Here is an 18620-nt window from a genome sequence, read left to right as displayed (position 1 = left end):
CCGCTGCCGTCGAGATGGGTGCTGGGCTCGTCGAGCACCAGGATGCGCGGATTGCCGTAGAAGGCGCGCGCCAGCCCGATCCGCTGGCGCTCGCCGCCCGACAGCGTCCTGTCTGAAGGGCCGACCTTGGTCTGGTAGCCGTCGCGCAGCGCCAGGATCAGCTCATGCGCCTCGGCGCGCCTCGCGGCCTCGATGATCGCGGCGTCCTGCGCGTGCGCGTCGAAGCGGGCGACATTCTCACCGATCGATCCGGGAAAAAGCTCCACCTCCTGCGCGAGATAGCCGATGTGCTTCCCGAGCTGGTTTTCGTCCCAGCTCCTGAGGTCGGCGCCGTCGATCCTGACGGAGCCGCCGGTCGGCTGGGTCGCGCCGACAAGCAGCCGCGCCAGCGTGGATTTACCGGCGCCGCTCGGGCCGACGATCGCCACCGCTTCGCCGGCGCCGATCTGGAAGTTCAGCCGCTTCAGGTTTGGCTCGGTGCCGGGCTGGGCATTCGGCGCCATGAAGAAAACGTCCTGCACGGCAATCGCGCCCGACGGATCGGGCAGGGCGAGTTTGCGCGCTTCCGCCGGCTGCGCCGCGAGCGTCCTTTCCAGCCGTGTCCATGCTCGGCGCGCATCGGCGATCTGCCGCCAGGCGCCGATCAGCTGGTCGAGCGGCTGCAGGGCGCGCGACGACACCAGCGAGGAGGCGAAGATCATGCCGGCCGTCATCTGCCCCTCGACCACCAGCCACGCGCCGGCACCGAGGATCGCCAGCTGCAGCATCATGCGCAGTGCCCGCGAGGCACCGCTGAAGATCGCGTTGGCGCTCGCGGAGCGGTCGTGCAGGATGAGCGCTTCGCCCACGTGCCGCCCCCAGACCCGCGCGGCGTTGTCGACCATGCCCATGGCGCGCAGCGTTTCGGCATTGCGGGCAAAGACCTGTTCCGCTTGGGCAGCCAAAGCCGAACGTTCCACCGACAAGGCATCGTTTCGGCCGATGGCAAGCTGGTTCGCGACGACCAGGAGAACCAGCAGCACCGTGCCGGCGAGCGTCACCCAGAACAGGACGGGATGGATGAGATAGAGCAGGGCGAGGAAGACCGGAGCGAAGGGCAGGTCGAACAGCACCGCCACGCCGCGCGACCGGATGAAGGCGCAGACCGAGGCGAGGTCGCGCAGCGGCGACAGGCCGCTGGCATGTTTGGCGGCAAGCGAAAGGGCGAACGTTCCGGCACCCAGCTTCCGGTCGACGGTCGCAGCGACGCGCTGCGTGTAGATGGCGCGCATCGCGTCGAGGAAGCCGAGGAAGGCAAGCGCCAGCACCGCGATGGCCGAGAGGTAAAACAGCGTCTCGATGCTGGAGGACGGCAGCACGCGGTCATAGACCTGGAGCAGGTAGAGCGGGATCACCAGGAGCAGGATGTTGATCAGCACAGAGAAGACGCCGACATCGGCGATGGCGCGCAGGAAGACCGGCCGCAGGCCCGACGGTCCAGTCATTCCCGTGTTCCCCGCTGCATGATCCCGAGACCTTACGAGTGGCCCCCAAACTCGGAACCGCCGTGCAGTGTGCTGCTGGCGATGCTGTGCGTGGCTATGCTCTGGGTGGTGGTGCTGCCGCTGGCGACGTTCAGTGCGGTCGCCGGCGCGCTGTCCAGCGTGTAGGCGTGGATGTAGTCGATCTTCATCTGAGCCGGGGTCGCCAGATGATCCGGCGGCGCACCGGCCTGACCGCCAATCGCGAGATCGACCAGCATGTACATGGGCTTGTTCATGTCGGACGGCGTCGCCACTTCCGCGACCTGCACGCCGTCATAGGTCCACACCAGCTTCTCCGGCGTCCACAAGAGGCCATAGGTGTGGAAGCCGGCGGTGTCCGAGACATTCACCGTCGACCCGACCTTGGTGTGCGTTCCGGTCTCATTCGTGTGGGCGGTCATCAGAAGCGAGTTCGGGCTCTGGCCGTACATCTCCACGACGTCCAGCTCCGGCGGCCACGAGCCGTCCTCGGGCAGCAGCCAGAAGGCCGGCCAGGCGCCGGTGTTTTCCGGCAGGTCGGCCCGCATTTCGAAATAGCCATAGGTCTGCGAGAAGCTGTCGTGGGTGGTCAGGATGCCGGACGTGTATTCGTAATTGTTGATCAGCGGCTTGATGTCCGCCGGCGCCTGCGCCGCTGTGATGCTGAGCACGCCGTTGTTCACGCTGAATGGATGGACAGAGCTCGTCGGGGCGTAATTGGCGTCGATATACCACTGCAGCTCGCCGTTCTGGGTGAGCGTGCTGCCGTTCGGCGCGCCCCACCAGAAGTTGGTGTCCCAGGTCCCGCCTTGACTGTTGTGAAGGTTCAGCGTGTTGAACTCGTCGCTGAAGGACAGCGTCATTCCGGACTTGTCGATCGGCAGCTCGAACTGGCTGGGCTGCAGCTTGTCGATGGTCGTGTCCTTGAACTCGAGGATCTCACCGGATCCGAGGTTCAGGATGACGTTCGATCCGGCCTGGATCATGTTCGAGTGGATGGCGTCGAACGAAGTGAACCCATAACCATCGAGACGGACGGTGTCAGTCGCGGCAAAATTCGCGATCAGGTCGCTTCCGTTACCTTTTGCGATGATGAAAGTGTCGTAACCGCCGCCACCGTCGATCAGCACATCATTGCCCTTGCCGCCGTCCAGCGTCTGGTGGCCGGCCTTGGCGGTGATGATGTTGTCCAGGTCGTTTCCGAAAGCGAAGTTCTTGGCGTTGGTGACGATGAGGTTCTCGACATTGTCGGGGAGCTTGTAGCTCATCCATGTGCTGATGATGTCGATGCCTGCCCCGTAGCCCTCGGCCACCTTGTTGCCCGCGGCATAGAGGTAATAGATGTCATCGCCGTAGCTGCCGTGCATGGTGACGTTGACGCCGGAGGCTCCATAGAAGGTGTCATTGCCGGAGGTGCCCCACAAGTCCGGCCCAGACCCTGATGCCGAGAACCAATGGGTGGACGTGCCGCTATAGGGAAGAGGAGCGCCCACTGCGTTGACGATGGAGGTCATCGGACAATCTCCGTGCTGCCTGGCTCCTGGAACACGCCATGCGGGTTCCGTCGACCGCTTCCCACCAACTTCTAATTCAAATGATAGTTCCAAGGAATAACCATATAGTACAGAGGAAAATCTTCTTTTCTCGATCAATTCTTCAGAATAGATAGAATAAGGAAGAGCTAATGCAATTTAGAGGCGTGAAGTCTGGCCAATTTTATACAATATTGCCGAATTATGCTGAATTATTAGGCACGCGGCCGCGGATGAACGCATTCCTGCAACGTCTAATCTGGCCGACGGTTGGAGATCGGCGAATCGATAGTGCGGGTGAAAGACCGCCGCCGCCGGATCACGCCTTGCCCATCGCGATCGACTTCAGGAACGCCGCCGCCAGTCCCTTCGCCACCGCTTCGTCGAAGCCTGCGTCGCGCATCGTCTCGATCGCGGCCGCCGTCGTGCCGCGATAGTCGAGGAATGCTTCCACCGTATCGGCCGGCGAAGCGTCGTTGAGCTCCAGCAGCCGGCCGGTGCCAGTGAGCACGGTGTTGACGGCGCGCCGCGCGACGTCCGGCGCGAGGCCGAAGGCAACCGCGTCGCGCATCATCGCGTCTGCCAGGAGGGCAGGGAAGGCCGGCCCCGATCCGGTCAGGCCGGTGAGATAGTCGATGTCGCGTTCGCTGCCGACCTCGTCCTGCACGCCGCAGGCATCGAAGATCGCGCGCACGACGGCGCGGTCGTCGTCGGCGGCATCGCCGCTCGCGATCCACGGCGTATAGGATTTCGCGACCTCGGCCGCCGCGTTGGGCAGCGTGCGCACCACGTGGCGCGTTCCGTGCTTCTCGCCGATCTCGGCCAGCCGTATGCCGGCCATCACCGAGATCACCAGCTTTCCTTTTGCATCGATGCTCAGCGACGGCCAGTCCTGCGGCCGCACCGAAAGTATGATGACATCGGAGCGGTCGGCGAGTGCCTGGTTGTCGTCGGTCCAGAAGGTGCCGGGAAAACGGTCCGGTTTGGCGCTCCGATAGGAGAGGGCGAGGTCTTGCGCCCGCACGACGCCGGCCGCGAGTGCAGCGCCCGCGATGGCGCCGCCCAGCCAGCCCGCGCCGCCGACGATACCGAGCTTTAATGAAGCGCTCATCCCTGCCTCCTCACCGAAAACCGCAGGGTAGCGGAGGCAGGTCGCTATTCAAGCGCTTCAAGCGCTCAATACCCCCGCATCAATCCTCCATCGACGCGGATGTTTTCGCCAGTGATGTAGGCCGCGCCATCGGAGGCGAGGAAGGAAATCGTCGCCGCCACTTCCTCCGACGTGCCGTAGCGCTTCATCGGCACGCTCCGGCGGCGTTCCTCCACCGCTGGCAGGCTGTCGATCCAGCCGGGCAGCACGTTGTTGATGCGGATATTGTCGCCGGCATAGGTGTCGGCGAAGATCTTGGTGAAGGCGGCGAGCCCGGCGCGCGCCACGGCGGAAGTCGGGAAGGCGACGCTCGGCTCGAACGCCCAGGCGGTCGAGATGTTGATGATGGCGCCCGACTTCTGTTTTTGCATCACCGGCGTCACCAGCCGGGTCGGGCGCACAACATTGAGGAAATAGGTGTCGATGCCCTTGTGCCAGTCCTCGTCGCTGATCTCGATGATCTGCGCGCGCGGCCCGTGGCCGGCGCTGTTGACCAGCACGTCGATGCGGCCCCAGCGCTCCAGCACGCCGTCGGTGAGGCGCCTCAGATCCTCGTTCGACTGGTTGGAGCCGGTGACGCCGAAGCCGCCGAGTTCCTTGCCCAGCGCCTCGCCCTTGCCGGAGGAAGAGAGCACGCCGACCTTGAAACCGTCGGCCGCCAGCCGCTTCGCCGCCGCAGCGCCCATGCCGCTGCCGCCCGCCGTCACCAGAGCTACTTTTTCTCCTGCCATGTCGCTGACCATCCTGGCTTTTAGGGGCGGAATCCGCCCGGGGTTGAAAGCGCTTCTGTTAGCACAGGGGGCATACCAGCACGAACCGGATTGGATTGCGCCAAGATATCGACGATTGGCGAAAGCCGCTGAGCGCTTGATCTCCCCCCTTGCGAGGGAGATGCCTGGCAGGGCAGAGGGGGTGCTGTCCCGCCACCTTTTCTATTCTCGTCGCTTTACTCTCAAATCTTGAAGCCACTCATCACCATCTTCGACACCACTGCGCAGCGGCCGGGCTTCACCGCGCCCGCCTGCAGCGGCACGCCCTTGCCGGCTACCACCGCCGGCTCGTACCAGGCGCGCAGGGCCTGGTCGCTGGCGCAATAGCCCCAGTTGACGAGGTCGACTGTTTCCTTGGCCCCGAGGAAATGCAGCGAGGTATATCGGCGGGCGCGGTGCCGGCACTTTGCACGAAGGTCGGTTCGGTCGCGTCCGGCTTGCTGGCGATAGACCAGTAGACGCCGCGCGTGGCGGCGTTCTCAAGCCTTGTGCGATCGTTGGGGGAGGCCTTTTCATCGGCGTCCTTCGCCGCCTGGAAACGGGCGCTGAGATCGCGCCGCCGCAGCGAGCGGACCTGATTGTCGGTGGTGTCTAGCACGCGCTTCAACTGCGAGAACCAGTTCCAGTAGCCGCGTTTGGATTCGCTCCAGGGCGCGCCGGCGTCGCTGACCAAAAGCCAGCGGCAGCGTTTCAGCGCCGGCTCGATGCCGTGATTGTCGTAGACGCCGCCATCGGTGAGCACTGCGCGGCGCGCCTTGCCGATCCGTGGTCCTACCGTTGGATCCAACTTCTTGTCTTTCCATTGGGATGGAACGAGGCCCAGTCGCAGCGGAGACAGGAACGGCGGAAAGGCCGAGGACGCCGCGATCGCCGTCGCGACCGGGAGGTCGGCATCCTCGGCCATGCCGATCCGGTGGTCGGCGATGTATCGGTTCGACATGCGGAACAGCGATCCGGTGCCCAGATTGCTGGAGCAGAACACGAACCAGGGACGGTCGACCAGGCTCTTCAGCATCGGCTGCTCGCTGTCGAACAGATGCCGCTCGTAGCAGGCGGCAACTTCGCGTGCGGCGCTGGAAAACGGGTTGAGGATGCCCTTGAGGGTTGAGGGGAGATCGAGGAAGACTTCCGAGAAGGCGAGGATCTTGTTGAGATAGATATCGAAATTGGCTGCAATACCGTCGTCGCCGAAGATCAGTTTCGGCCACATGACGGCGAGCAGGCCGGCGGCGATCGATCCTCCCGAGACCGAGCTCACCATGTCGAGCTTGCCGAGCAGTCCGGCCTCATTGAGCCGTGCAAGCGCGCCGGCATGGAAGAGCATGGAGCGGTAGCCGCCGCCCGAGAGGCAGAGGCCGAGGCCCTGGCGCGTTGTCGTCTCGCCGTTCGCGGATAAGACCTCGACCGTATCCGGGCCCATTGTAGTCCCCCCTGCCTCCTCGCCGACCGGCGAGCTTATGCGAACCAGTCGACCGTCACCTTGGTGCCCGAGCGCCGGCGCCCGTCCGGCGTGTCGTAGGCGACGAGCATACCCGGCCGGTTATCGATCGCAAACGGGCAGAGCCCTTCCGGATGCTCATGGCTCGACGTCCATTCGTAAAGCACATCGGCGGTCTCGATCCGGCCGGCGCCGGAGGGCTGCCAGCGATGGATGCGGAACGGCCCGTTCGCGGCCGTCACCGGGCCGGCCAGCACCAGCACGTGGTCGTCGCGGTGGGCGAGGTCGCGCACGCCGAGCCCGCCGAGGTCGAGCATGTGCAGATGCGGCTTGTCGTCGGGAAGCAACGCGGCCTTGCGCGGCAGCGAGACGACCACCGCGTGGCTGTCGATGACCGGGCCGCGCAGGCCAAGCAGCAGCCGCTTCGGCAGCAGCGTGAGGCCTTCGATATCGAGCCCGTTCTCTTTGCTCGGCAGGTTGAGGAAGCCGGAGAGATAGACATCCTCGCGCAGCCTGCGCCGCAGGCTGCCGTCGCCGGTATAGGGCAGGGCTCGTCCGGCGCCTTTCTTCGGCTTGCCGGATCCGCCGAGCTCGATCGAGCCGAGGAGATGCCGGCTCGGGCGCCGCTTGAAGGTGGGGTCTAGCGTTCCGGGCTCCTCGGCCTCGCGCCGGACGCGGCAGTGCGAGCCGCAGAGCCACAGCCTGCCGTCAAGGACATCGACGGATTCGAGGTCGGCCTCATGCCCCTCGGGCAGGTCAGGGAAGAAATCGTCGAGATCGTATTGCTCCACCAGCGCGAAGCCGCCATCGGCGGCCGCAAGGCGCTCGAAAGTCCGCCCCTCGTCCGAGACCGTCCAGGCGAAGCCGCCGTCGATGGCGATGCCGGAGATGTTGCCGATCACCATGTCGATGTCGCGGGCGCCGGCGTAATCGAAGGTGAGTTCGCGGGTAAGCTGAAGCTGCGTGAGCGACGGTGTCACATCAGTCGTCTCCGAATGGATCCCGCGGGCTTGCGCCAGACTCCGGCGCGATCAAATCGTCGGAATGTTAGGCCGAAGGTGCTGAAATTTCATCAGGGAACTGTGAAATGGATCACATGTTGTTGTGATCAAAATCTGCGAGCATAATAAATCAAAGTAATATATGCGGAAACGAGGCTGAGTGAGGCGCTTGATCTGTTTGCCGGCGAAATAGTGAGGCGCTCGAAAAGAGCATAAAGTAAGTAGAGAAGTATCGTTTGCTTGCCATCGGAGGGAGGCATGGGGAAGCTGATCAAGGCACGTGCATGGTGCAATGGCGAGGTCGCCTATCTATCGTGGGAGGCCGACGGGCCGATCGCCCATTGTGTTGGTTTCATGATCACGCGCGTGCATGAGACCGGCCCGGACGCCGGGCAGCGCCGGATACTGCCCACTTGGATCGGCTTCACCGACCAATCGAATCCGAACTGGCTGGACCAGGACAGCTCGGTCTGGCCGATCCAGCAATATGAATGGCGCGACTTGACGCTGCGCCGTTCTCGCGACACGGCCAAGGTGCGCCCCATCGACTTCAGGGTCCACTACGAGATCACGCCCATGGGCGTGGCGGGCCCGGGGCGCCCCGCGCTTCCGGCCTCGCCGACGGCGCCCTTTCTCGACGAGAACGGCAATCCCCGCTACGAGGGGCCGCAGCATCCACTGGCCAAGGTCGGTGATCCCATCGACACGCCGCCAATCGACGTCACGCATGATTACGCCGGCGTGCGTGCCACCTACACGAACGGCATACTATCCACGCAGAATCTCCTGCAGCAGCTGGAGGCGGTCCAGGGAAACAAGCCCAAGAACGTTGCCGCCGGCCCGACAACCAAGATCACGCCCGGCCTGTTGAAGACGCTGCTGAAGCACATCCCGATCAAGGACGATGAGATCAGGACCTTTCTCACCGCCGATGTGCTGGGATTCCTCCTGTCGATGATCGATCGCGCCGAAAAGAAAAACGGCGCCGAACTCTACCTGGCTCTTTATGAGTTGCATGACCCGGAACTCATCGAGCGCCTGACGAAGCTGACCAAGGCAGGCAAGGCACATGTGATCCTGTCGACGGCGGGCTCCACTGACCCGACCCCGCCGAAGACGCCGCCCGACCAGAAGCAACCCGTCGTCTGGGATACAGAGAACCATGCGGCGCGGGTCGCCCTGCACGAGGCCTCGGCGGCCAACGTGCAGGACAGGCTCTTCAACAATACGGCGCATATCGGTCACAACAAATTCGCGGTCTATGTCGAGAACGGCGTTGCGAAGTCCGTCCTGACCGGCAGCACGAACTGGACCGAAACCGGACTGTGCACGCAGTCCAACAACGCGATCATCATCGACGACAAGCAGGTAGCCGGACAATATCTGGCCTATTGGAAGCGCCTGTTCGATGATCCGCAGCCGGCCGGCCAGGAGCTGACCATCACTTACAAGAACAAGCCGCTAACGGGCTTCGAGAAGAACAACGGCGCGCAGGAAGCCGCTCTCCGCGCTGCGAATGCAACGCCGGCCAAACCCGATACGCTCGCCGGCGGCGCCACCGTCGAGGTCCTGTTCTCGCCGAACACCAAGGCGAAGACAAAGAACGCCGATTCGCCGACGCCCGTCGATCTCAGCCGGGTCTATTCGCTGATGGAGCATGCGAACCACGCGATCCTGTTCCTGGCTTTCCTGCCCGGCTACAACGGCGTCCAGAACATCATCGGCGAGGCGGCGAAGCTTGCCGCCGAGCGCCCGGAACTCCTGGTCCAGGGAGCGGTCAGCGACCCGAAGGCCCTGCCGCCGCGGGCCAAGGCCGGCGAGCCCACAACGTACACGGCGCCCGATGGAACGACGAAGAAACTGCCGCAGCCGGCCGTCTGGTGGCCGGGAGGCGATGCCAGCCGCATCGCGGTCATCCGCGCCGCCGCCGTCACCATGCAGACCGGGGACTTGCGGCCGGAACTGCTCTCGGCCGGCCATGCCATCATCCACGACAAGATCATTGTCATCGATCCGCTGGACGCCCAGGGCTGCGCGATGATCACCGGCAGCCACAACTTCGGCTACAAGGCTTCCTACCAGAACGACGAGAACCTGCTCATCATTCGTGGCAACCAGCCGCTTGCGATTGCGTATTCGGTCCATGTCCTGGATGTCTATGATCACTATCTGATGCGGGCAAAACTCTCAGACAGCCTGCGCAAGTCGTTGATCGAAACGGGAAAGCCGCCGGTTGCCAATTCGGGCGGGTTCCTGAGGACCACGGCCGACTGGCAGGCGCGCTGGTTCAAGCCGAATCCGATCCCGACCAGCCGCGACTATTTCCTGTCGTAAGGAGTGGTTGGCGCCATGTGGCTGACAGCATGATGGTCAGCCCGCGTGCCGGCCGCGACGCCTTCGATGCCGCGGTCGGCCGCATGGATCGTCGCGATCCTCTACTGATTGATCTCCGGTTCGACGAGCCTTGCCAGGTTCTTGAGCGACTCCTGCCAGCCGAGATAACAGGCCTCGGCCGGAATGGCGTCCGGAATGCCGGCCTGGGTGATCTCCATCTCCGTGCCGACCGAGACCTTCTTCAGATTCACGGTCACTTGCATCTCGCCGGGCAGGTTGGGATCGTCGAACTTGTCGGTGTAGCGGACGAGCTCACCCGGGACCAGCTCGACATAGTCGCCGCCGAAGGCGTGGCTTTCGCCCGTAGTGAAGTTGCGGAAGGACATTTTGAAGTTGCCGCCGACCTTTGCCTCGAAGTGATGGACCGTGCAGGTGAAGCCGTTCGGCGGCAGCCACTTCGCCAGCGCGTCCGCCTCGATGAAGGCGCGATAGACTTTTTCAGGCTTGGTGGCGAGCACGCGATGCAGGCGGACAGTGCTGGGCATATCGTTTCTCCTTTGATTGCCGGTCTATGCTGCAATGACGAACGGGGATTGGCCAGTCCGACATCGGTGGAGAAATTTTCAACGCCGCCGCTGCCGATCTCCCCTCGAGCGGGGAGATTACCCGAAGCGGTTGGCCGGCACACCGCGCACGCCTGGCCGCAACGCGAACAGGCCACCCTCGTGCGGGTTTGCATCAAGATGCTCGGCGCTCATCGTGAAACGCGCGGAAGTGACGAACAGCGTGTCGAGGTTGGTGCCTCCGAAGGCGCAGCTCGTTGGCCAACTGCAGGGTAATTCGACGATCCGGTCCAGCCTGCCGTCGGGCGCGATGCGGGCGAGGCAGCGTCCGCCGACCACCCGGCAATTCCAAACGTAGTCCTCGGCGTCGAGGCAGGAACCGTCCGGCAGGCCGCGCTCGAAGCCGGCGAAGAAGGGAAGAGCCCCGCCCAGCCGTCCGGCCTTCTTGTCCCAGCCGTAACTGTAGAGCGCGTTCTTCATCGTGTCGGCGGTGACGAAGCGTCCGTCGGCCAGCCACACCATCGTGTTGGTGATGCCGAACCGGTCTTCGCTGAGCATCGTCACTGCGCCGTTCGGATCGACACGATAGAGCTTGCCCTCATCGCTGGTGATCGCAACCGGGGCGTCGTCCGGCCCGATATTGTTGGCCATCGTGCCGACCCAGAACGAGCCGTCCGGTGCGACGACGCCCTCGTTGAGCCGCGTTCCCGGCCGGTCGGCCTCGATCGCCGCGAGCGTCCGGAACGGTCCGCCGAAGTCCCAGAGCGCGATCTCCTTGCGCAACCCGACGATCGCGCCGCCGTCCTTGCGCAGGCCGACCGAGGTGACGAGGTCGCCCGTCGGCCAGCTCTCATGCGCTCCCGTGGACGGATCCAGCCGATGGATTCTGCGGCCGATGATGTCGACCCAGACCAGCCTTTCGCGGCGCTCGTCCCACGCCAGGCTTTCGCCGACCACGTCGCGCGCGTCGAAGATCAGGCTGGCTTCCGTTTCGTGCATGAGGCTCCTCCGGCACACGTCCAGAAATCGGCTTGACATATATCTTTTGCCTGAACTATGAGCAATTAAATATCAACCTGTCATACAGGTTTTGAGGAAACGGAATGCAAGAGCAGACGGACCCACCGGGTGAGCCGAGTCCTGGCCTGGTCAGCACAGCGATCCAGGCGATCACCCAGCACATCCGCTCCGAGGGCCTGGCACCAGGCGATCCGCTGCCCAGCGAAGCCGCCATGACGCGCCAGCTCAACGTCTCCCGCACCGTCGTGCGCGAGGCCTTCCGCTCGCTTTCGGCCATGCGCCTCATCGACCTGAGCGCGGGGCGCCGCGCCACCGTCGCCAAGCTCGACACCGGCGCGATGTCGATGGTGATCGAGCACGGCATCACCACCCAGCAGATCAGCGTGCAGCAGGTCTATGACGTCCGGCGCACCATCGAGATGCGCACCGTTGCGCTCGCGGCTCTCCGCCGCACCGACCAGGAGGCCGCGGCGATCGTCCAGTCGGCCCGGCTGATGCGCGAGAACTTCAAGAACCCCGAGACCGTGATGGAGCACGACATCGCCTTCCACGAGGCGATCGCGGCGGCCTCGCACAACCCGGTCTTTTCGCTCATCGTCACCGCCTTCAGTGGTGTGACGCGCCGCACCTGGGTTATCGGCTGGCGGACGCGCTCGTCCGACGAGGACCAGCTCAAGATGATCAAGGGCCATGAGGACATCGCCGACGCCATCCTCAAGGGCGACCCGCGGCTGGCGGCCGAGCACATGGCCGGGCACTTCGACAAGAGCGTCAAGGCGCTCATCGATGCGGGGATAGCCTGATGAAGATCCGCGCCATCGAAACCGTCCGCATCGAGGAACGGCCCAACCTGCTCTGGGTCGAGGTCCATACCGACGAGGGCATCACCGGGCTCGGCGAGACGTTCTATCTGTCGCGCACGGTCGAGGAGTATCTGCACGAATATGTGGCGCCGCGCGTCATCGGCCGCGATCCGCTCGCGATCGACCTGCTCGCCGCCGACCTCGTCGGCTACCTCGGCTTCCGCTCCAGCGGCGCGGAGGTGCGCGGCAACTCCGCCTTCGACATCGCGCTGTGGGACATTTTCGGCAAGGCCACCGGCCAGCCGATCGCGCAACTGCTCGGCGGCTTCAGCCGCCGTTCGATCCGCACTTACAACACCTGCGCCGGCAGCGAATACATCAAGGACGCCAAAGGCCAGACGACGGCCAATTACGGCATCGGCGCTGGGCGCGACTATGACGACCTCAACGGCTTCCTCACCCGCGCCGATGAGCTCGCCGAGGAGCTCCTCGCGGACGGCATCACCGCCATGAAGATCTGGCCGTTCGATCACGCGGCGGAGAAGACGCGCGGCAACGACATCTCCGCGGCCGACTTGAAGGCGGCGCTGGAGCCCTTTGAAAAGATTCGCAAAGCCGTTGGCGACCGGATGGATGTCATGGTCGAGTTCCACTCCATGTGGCAGCTCCTGCCGGCCATGCGGATCGCCGAGGCGCTGAAGCCTTATGCCACCTACTGGCACGAGGACCCGATCCGCATGGACAGCCTCGGCGACCTCAAGCGCTACGCCGCCGCCAGTCCGGCGCCGATCTCGGCCTCGGAAACGCTGGGCAGCCGCTGGGCTTTTCGCGACCTTCTGGAAACCGGGGCGGCCGGCATCGTCATGCTCGACATCTCCTGGTGCGGCGGCCTGTCGGAGGCGCGCAAGATCGCGTCGATGGCCGAGGCCTGGCGGCTGCCGGTGGCGCCGCATGACTGCACCGGCCCGGTCGTGCTTGCCGCCTCGACGCATCTGTCGCTCAATGCCCCCAACGCGCTCGTCCAGGAAAGCGTGCGCGCCTTCTACCGCACCTGGTACCGGGACCTGGTGACGGCGTTGCCCGAGGTGAAAGACGGCATGATCACCGTGCCGCCGGGGCCGGGGCTCGGGCTGGCGCTCAATCCGGAGTTCGGCCGCGCCTACACCGTCCACCGCCGCGTCTCAGACAAGGCGGATATCTGACCAATCCAAAGGGAGGAAAAAACATGAGGAAACTGACTGCAATACTGCTATTTGGCGCGGCCCTGCTCGGCGGGCAATACGCGGCCAGAGCCGACGGCCTCAACATCGTCTTCACCCATAATTCGTCGGCCTCGAACACTTTTTGGCAGGCGGTGAAGAAAGGGTTCGACGACGCCTGCGCCAAGGTCGAGGCGAACTGCAACATGGTCTTCACCCAGACCGAAGGCTCGATCGAGCAGCAGGTCGCCAACATGCGCGCGGCCCTTGCCGCCAAGCCCGACGCGCTGCTCACTTCCATCGTCGACGACCACGCCTTCGACGATGTCATCAAGGAGGCGCGCGACGCCGGCGTGCTGGTGATCGCCGTCAATGTCGACGACACCGAGGGCGCCAAGGGCAACGCGCGCCAGGCCTTCGTCGGCCAGGGTTTCAAGCCCGCCGGCTATTCGCTCGCCAAGGCGATTTCCGAGAGTTTTCCGAAGGACGGTCCAATCAAGGTGCTGGTCGGCATTTCGGCTCCCGGCCAGAACTGGTCGGAAACTCGCGGCGCCGGCGTCATGCAGTTCCTTGAGGAATACAAGGCCGCCCATAAGGACCGTGACGTGTCGTGGGAGCGCATCGACAGCGGCACCGATCTCGCCATCACCTCCGACCGCGTCGGCGCTTATTTGAACGCCCATCCCGACACCACGGCCTATTTCGACACCGGCTTCTGGTGCGCGGGCGTGGCGCGCGTGCTGGCCGATCGCGGCGTAGCACCCGGCAAGGTCCTGCTCGGTGGCTTCGACCTCGTTCCGGAAGTGCTGCAGCAGATGCAGAAGGGCTATGTCCAGGCGCTGGTCGACCAGCAGCCCTACATGCAGGGCTTCATGCCGGTGATGGAGGCCTATCTCAACAAGAAGATCGGTCTTGCTCCTTCCGATATCGACACCGGCCAGGGCATCGTGCGGCCGAAGGAGGCCGACAGCATCATGGCGTTGTCCGCGCAGGGCATGCGCTGAACTTCGGCTGGAAGTCCTTGCGTCGGCGGCCCAGCGCCGCCGATGCGCCTTGAAATCAAGTACCGGAGCCTTTCGTTGAAGCGCCTGTTCAAGACCTATCTCGAAAAGCCGGAACTGGCCGGGCTGATCCTTCTGGTGCTGCTCATCATCCTGTTCCAGGTGCGCTCGCATGGCGTGTTCCTCAACCAGGACAATCTGCGCGGCATCCTCGGCATCCTGCCGGAGGCCGGCCTCGTCGCCATCGGCGTCACCATCCTGATGATCAGCGGAGAGTTCGACCTCTCCGTCGGGTCGGTCTTCGCGCTGATGCCGATGACGATGGCGGTACTGATGGTGCATGGCTGGCCGTTCCCGCTGGCGCTGCTCGCCGGGCTGCTGGTCTCGGCGGCGATCGGCTACATCAACGGCTACGTCACGATCCGCTTCGCGATCCCTAGCTTCATCACCACGCTCGGCATGCTGTTCATGGCGCGCTCGCTCACCGTCGTCGTCTCCGGCGGCTTCCCGCCGCTGCTGCCCGCAGACCTGCCGAACTGGCTGTTCACCTCCTTCGTCGGGCCGGGCAACATGTTCCGCATGTCGTTCCTGTGGTTCGTGGCGGTCGCGCTGCTGACCTCGCTGATGCTGTCGCGCACCAATTTCGGCAACTGGATCAAGGCCACCGGCGGCTTCCTGCCCGCGGCGGCCGCGATGGGCATCCCGACCGCCAGGGTCAAGATCGTCTGCTTCATGCTGTGCTCGGTGCTCTCGGGCTTCGCCGGCATGCTGCAGGTGCTGCGGCTCGGCTCGCCGCTGCCTTCGATCGGCGAAGGGATGGAACTGCAGGCGGTGGCATCCGCCGTCATCGGTGGTGCCTCGCTCGCCGGAGGCATCGGCACCGTCATGGGCGGCATCATCGGCACCACGCTCATCCGCGTCATCGACAACGGCCTTGTGCTGAGCCACGTCGACGCCAACTGGTTCAAGTTCGCCATCGGCTTCCTGACCATCTTCGCCGTCGTCGCCAATGCCTGGATGCGCAAGCGCGCCAAGGCCATCAAGATGGAGGGTTGAAGCGATGACCGACGCCATCATCTCGGTGCGCGACCTGCACAAATGGTATTCCGGCGTGCATGCCCTCAAAGGCGTCACGCTCGACTTCCGGCGCGGCGAGGCGCTTGGGCTCGTCGGCGACAACGGCGCCGGCAAGTCGACCTTGATCAACATCCTGTCCGGCGTCCACCGGGCGGACAACGGCGAGATCAAGGTCGAGGGCAGGGCGGTCAGCATCGCCACGCCGCGCGACGCGATGGATCTCGGCATCGAGACCATCTACCAGTACAACTCGATGGTTCCCACCATGTCGATCGCCAGGAACCTGTTCATCGGCCGCGAGCCGACCCGGTTCTCGATCCTCGGCGTCGGTATCCTCGACCAGAAGAAGATGGCCGAGGAGAGCGTCCGCGCCATCGCCAATGTCGACCTGCATCTGCGCTCGCCCGACGCGCTCGTCGGCGAGCTCTCCGGCGGCCAGCGCCAGGGCGTCGCGATCGCGCGCGCTATGCATTTCAAGTCGAAGGTGATGATCCTCGACGAGCCGACCAACCATCTCTCGGTCAAGGAGACGAACAAGGTGATTGGCTTCGTGCGCGGCCTGAAGGAGCAGGGCGTCACCGGCGTCTTCATCAGCCACAACATGCACCACGTCTTCGACTGCTGTGACCGTATCGTTGCGATGGCGCGCGGCGAAATCGTGCTGGACAAGCGCATCGAGGACACCTCGATCGACGAAGTCCACTCTGTTCTGTGAGGCGGCAATGAAGACTCTCGCTGGTCGTAAAGTCCTTCTGACCGGCGGCCTCGGCTCGCTCGGCCGGGCCCAGGCAGTGACGCTGGCGCGGGCTGGCGCGCGCGTCCTGGTGCTCGACCGCCCTGACATCGGGGAAGCTCAGGAGACGGTGGCGGCACTTGCCCGGCAGGCCAAGGGCGACATCGCCTTCGTCGGCTGCGATCTCAACCGGCTGGCCGAGGCGGAAGCGGCGGTTGCCGCGCTGGCCGCGAGCGAAGGCGGCATCGACATTTTGATCAACAACGCCGCGCTGATCATCAACCGGCCGTTCGAGGAGTTTTCGCTGGCTGAATATGAGGATCAGATCCGCGTCAATTCGTCGGCCGCCTTCGCGCTCGCTCGGGCCTGCGCGCCGGGCATGAAGGCGAAGGGCTATGGCAAGATCGTCAACTTCTGCTCGATCACGCTCAACGGCCGCTGGGACGGTTACGTGCCCTATGTCGCGTCGAAGGGCGCGATGCTTGGCCTCACCAAATCGCTGGCGCGCGAGCTTGGGCCGCACGGCATCCGCGTCAATGCGGTCTCGCCGGGCGCGGTGGTTTCGGAAGCCGAGGAGCGCGTCTTCGGCGACCGGCTCAAGCAATACAATGACTGGATCCTCGAGAACCAAAGCCTGAAGAAGCGCATCGAGCCCGAGAATGTCGCCGAGCTCGTGCTGTTCCTCGTCTCGCCCGCTTCCGACATGATCAGCAGCCAGAACATCGCCATCGACGGTGGCTGGTGAGCATGGCCGGCGCGATCGAGTTGAAGGACGGGCAGTCGAGGCTGGTCTTGGTTCCGGAGAACGGCGCGGCGATCGCCCGCTATGACGCGCTGGTCATCGGCAGCGCGCCGGTCAAGCTGCTCAAGCCGGGGGATGGCACCGGCGCGTCCGGCTGCCAGCTCCTGGTGCCGTGGTCGAACCGCATTTCCGGCGGCGGCTTCACCTTCGAAGGCCGCTTCCATTCCGTCCTGCCGAACGTGCCTGGCGAAGCCTTTCCGATCCATGGCGACGGTTTCCAGAGGCCGTGGCGGCTTGTCGATCGCACCGATACCGAGGCGGAGCTGGTGCTCGAAGACGGCGCGATCGGCCCTTACCGGTACACGGCGTCGGTCACCTACGCGCTGCGCGACGGCGCGCTGGAGGCGCACCTCACGGTCGAGAACCGAGCCGGCATGCGCCTGCCTTATGGCCTCGGTTTCCATCCCTGGTTCCCGCGCGGCGACACGACCCTGCTGAAGGCGAAGGCCAAGCGCGTCTGGCTGGAGGATGAGCGCCACCTGCCGGTCGGCGTCGTGCCGGTGAGCGAGCGCCCGGCCTGGGACTTCGAGCGCCCCATCCCGCTGCCGCTGGACTGGGTCAACAACGCCTTCGAAGGCTGGGACCGTCGCGCCTCGATCGTGCAGCTCGAGGGCGAGATCAAGATTACGCTCACCGCCTCGCCGGAGCTCGATGTCTACATCCTCTATTCGCCGTCACCCGATGCAGGCTTCTTCTGCTTCGAGCCGGTCTCGCACCCGGTCGACGCGCATCACGGGGAGGGGCTGACGGCCCTCGATGATGGGGAGACGATGAGCGCGACGATGCGGCTGGACTGGGAGATTGCGGAGACCGATTGAGGGCGCGCCAGCGGCGGAGCGCAATCTTCCCCAGCGGAGATTGGCGGCTCGGCGAAGGTGCTGGAGATTGGCGAAAGCCGAGGCGACGTCCGATCTCCCCCCAAGTAGGGGGAGATGTCCGGCAGGACAGAGGGGGGCGCCGTAGAGTAGAAGCGTCGGCGACAAACCCCAGGCCACAGTTCGACCATGCCGCATACGCCTCCGCCGCCAAGACATCGCGCCAACGCAAAATCGATGCGCAAAGTCATGACTGACGCGGAGTTGAAGTTGTGGAACGAACTCCGTGCGCATCGGCTGATGGGCCTTGGGTTCCGCAGGCAGTTTCCAATCGCAGGCTACATTGTCGACTTCGCCTGCCCGGAGAAGAGGGTGATCGTGGAGGTCGACGGCTCACAACACGGCGAAGCCGGCCGTGCAGGTGCCGACAAGGCCAGAACCAAGCGCTTGGAACAGTATGGCTGGATCGTCCTGCGCTTCTGGAACGACGAGGTCATCCGCGACATCGACAATGTCTGCCAGCATATTGTTATTGCGGCGGGATTGGCTGGACCGACCTGAGAGGCTGGCGGGACAGCGCCCCCCTCTGTCCTGCCGGACATCTCCCCCACAAGGGGGGAGATTGGCAGCTTCGACGCTTCGCCTCGATTCTCCAGCGCCACCCTCACAACTCCTTCTCGGCCAGCTCCCTGAACGCGTCCGGCACCGAGCGCGCTGCTTCCAGCGCCACGGTGCCGTAGCCGACGGCCTCCTTGCCGAAGCGCTGGCGGATCTTGTCGATGGCGCGGTCGGCGCCGAAGCGGGCCAGCCCCGGGCGGCTGCCGGGCTTGAGCTTCTCGTCCGCCAGGCCGAGCGGCAGTTCGAGCTGCAACTCGGCATG

At 64.6% G+C, this 18620-nt stretch carries 17 protein-coding genes and 1 pseudogene; 9 read left to right on the top strand and 9 right to left on the bottom strand.

Annotation, left to right across the window (positions count from 1 at the left end):
• The 6 genes from DH10_RS26480 to DH10_RS26455 form a co-directional block, all read right to left on the bottom strand.
• Positions 1-1484: type I secretion system permease/ATPase (locus DH10_RS26480; RefSeq protein ID WP_192385538.1), on the bottom strand; the 1484-nt coding region annotated here is incomplete at its 3' end.
• 32 nt (positions 1485-1516) lie between these two features.
• Complete coding sequence (eglC, locus tag DH10_RS26475; protein WP_192385537.1) at positions 1517-3016, bottom strand: endo-1,3-1,4-beta-glycanase EglC; 1500 nt, start codon at positions 3014-3016, stop codon at positions 1517-1519.
• A 337-nt stretch (positions 3017-3353) separates the two neighbouring features.
• On the bottom strand, positions 3354-4145 hold the full coding sequence (locus DH10_RS26470) for a pyrroline-5-carboxylate reductase family protein (protein WP_192254342.1): 792 nt from the start codon (positions 4143-4145) through the stop codon (positions 3354-3356).
• A gap of 65 nt (positions 4146-4210) precedes the next feature.
• Positions 4211-4915, bottom strand: coding sequence for an SDR family oxidoreductase (locus DH10_RS26465; protein ID WP_192254340.1), 705 nt, complete (start codon positions 4913-4915; stop codon positions 4211-4213).
• A gap of 313 nt (positions 4916-5228) precedes the next feature.
• Positions 5229-6374, bottom strand: coding sequence for a patatin-like phospholipase family protein (locus tag DH10_RS26460; protein WP_246811648.1), 1146 nt, complete (start codon positions 6372-6374; stop codon positions 5229-5231).
• A gap of 35 nt (positions 6375-6409) precedes the next feature.
• Positions 6410-7372 (bottom strand): DUF3616 domain-containing protein, encoded by a 963-nt coding sequence (locus tag DH10_RS26455; RefSeq protein WP_192254336.1) that lies wholly within the window; start codon positions 7370-7372, stop codon positions 6410-6412.
• Between the two features lie 279 nt (positions 7373-7651).
• On the opposite strand from DH10_RS26455, the gene DH10_RS26450 reads away from it, so the two are divergent.
• Positions 7652-9727, top strand: coding sequence for a phospholipase D-like domain-containing protein (locus tag DH10_RS26450; protein WP_192385536.1), 2076 nt, complete (start codon positions 7652-7654; stop codon positions 9725-9727).
• Positions 9728-9828: 101 nt separating this feature from the next.
• Here DH10_RS26450 and DH10_RS26445 read toward each other — a convergent pair whose 3' ends face one another.
• Complete coding sequence (locus DH10_RS26445; protein WP_192254332.1) at positions 9829-10272, bottom strand: SRPBCC family protein; 444 nt, start codon at positions 10270-10272, stop codon at positions 9829-9831.
• A 117-nt stretch (positions 10273-10389) separates the two neighbouring features.
• Positions 10390-11289, bottom strand: a complete 900-nt coding sequence (locus tag DH10_RS26440) for an SMP-30/gluconolactonase/LRE family protein (RefSeq protein WP_192254330.1) — start codon at positions 11287-11289, stop codon at positions 10390-10392.
• Positions 11290-11393: 104 nt separating this feature from the next.
• Between DH10_RS26440 and DH10_RS26435 the strand changes: the two genes are divergently transcribed.
• From DH10_RS26435 to DH10_RS26400, 8 genes are all read left to right on the top strand, one after another.
• A complete protein-coding gene (locus DH10_RS26435; RefSeq protein ID WP_192254328.1) occupies positions 11394-12113 on the top strand; it encodes a FadR/GntR family transcriptional regulator in 720 nt (239 codons plus the stop codon).
• Positions 12113-13315 (top strand): mandelate racemase/muconate lactonizing enzyme family protein, encoded by a 1203-nt coding sequence (locus DH10_RS26430; RefSeq protein ID WP_192254326.1) that lies wholly within the window; start codon positions 12113-12115, stop codon positions 13313-13315. Before DH10_RS26435 ends, DH10_RS26430 begins: the two co-directional genes overlap by 1 nt.
• A 23-nt stretch (positions 13316-13338) precedes the next feature.
• Positions 13339-14316 (top strand): sugar ABC transporter substrate-binding protein, encoded by a 978-nt coding sequence (locus DH10_RS26425; protein ID WP_192385535.1) that lies wholly within the window; start codon positions 13339-13341, stop codon positions 14314-14316.
• 75 nt (positions 14317-14391) lie between these two features.
• Positions 14392-15369, top strand: coding sequence for an ABC transporter permease (locus tag DH10_RS26420; RefSeq protein ID WP_192254324.1), 978 nt, complete (start codon positions 14392-14394; stop codon positions 15367-15369).
• Positions 15370-15373: 4 nt separating this feature from the next.
• Positions 15374-16105 (top strand): ATP-binding cassette domain-containing protein, encoded by a 732-nt coding sequence (locus DH10_RS26415; protein ID WP_192254322.1) that lies wholly within the window; start codon positions 15374-15376, stop codon positions 16103-16105.
• 7 nt (positions 16106-16112) lie between these two features.
• Entirely contained in the window at positions 16113-16868 is a 756-nt protein-coding gene (locus DH10_RS26410; RefSeq protein ID WP_192254320.1) for an SDR family oxidoreductase, read from the top strand.
• Between the two features lie 2 nt (positions 16869-16870).
• On the top strand, positions 16871-17743 hold the full coding sequence (locus DH10_RS26405; protein ID WP_192254318.1) for an aldose 1-epimerase: 873 nt from the start codon (positions 16871-16873) through the stop codon (positions 17741-17743).
• 186 nt (positions 17744-17929) lie between these two features.
• Positions 17930-18301 (top strand): endonuclease domain-containing protein, encoded by a 372-nt coding sequence (locus DH10_RS26400; protein WP_192254316.1) that lies wholly within the window; start codon positions 17930-17932, stop codon positions 18299-18301.
• A gap of 103 nt (positions 18302-18404) precedes the next feature.
• Here DH10_RS26400 and DH10_RS26395 read toward each other — a convergent pair.
• A pseudogene (locus DH10_RS26395) lies at positions 18405-18620 on the bottom strand (DNA polymerase IV); the annotation flags it as partial.

It is taken from the genome of Mesorhizobium silamurunense, from assembly GCF_014843825.1.
Taxonomy (GTDB): Bacteria; Pseudomonadota; Alphaproteobacteria; order Rhizobiales; family Rhizobiaceae; genus Mesorhizobium; species Mesorhizobium silamurunense.
Note: the sequence above shows the minus strand (reverse complement) of the source record. Positions and strands in the feature narration are given on the sequence as shown.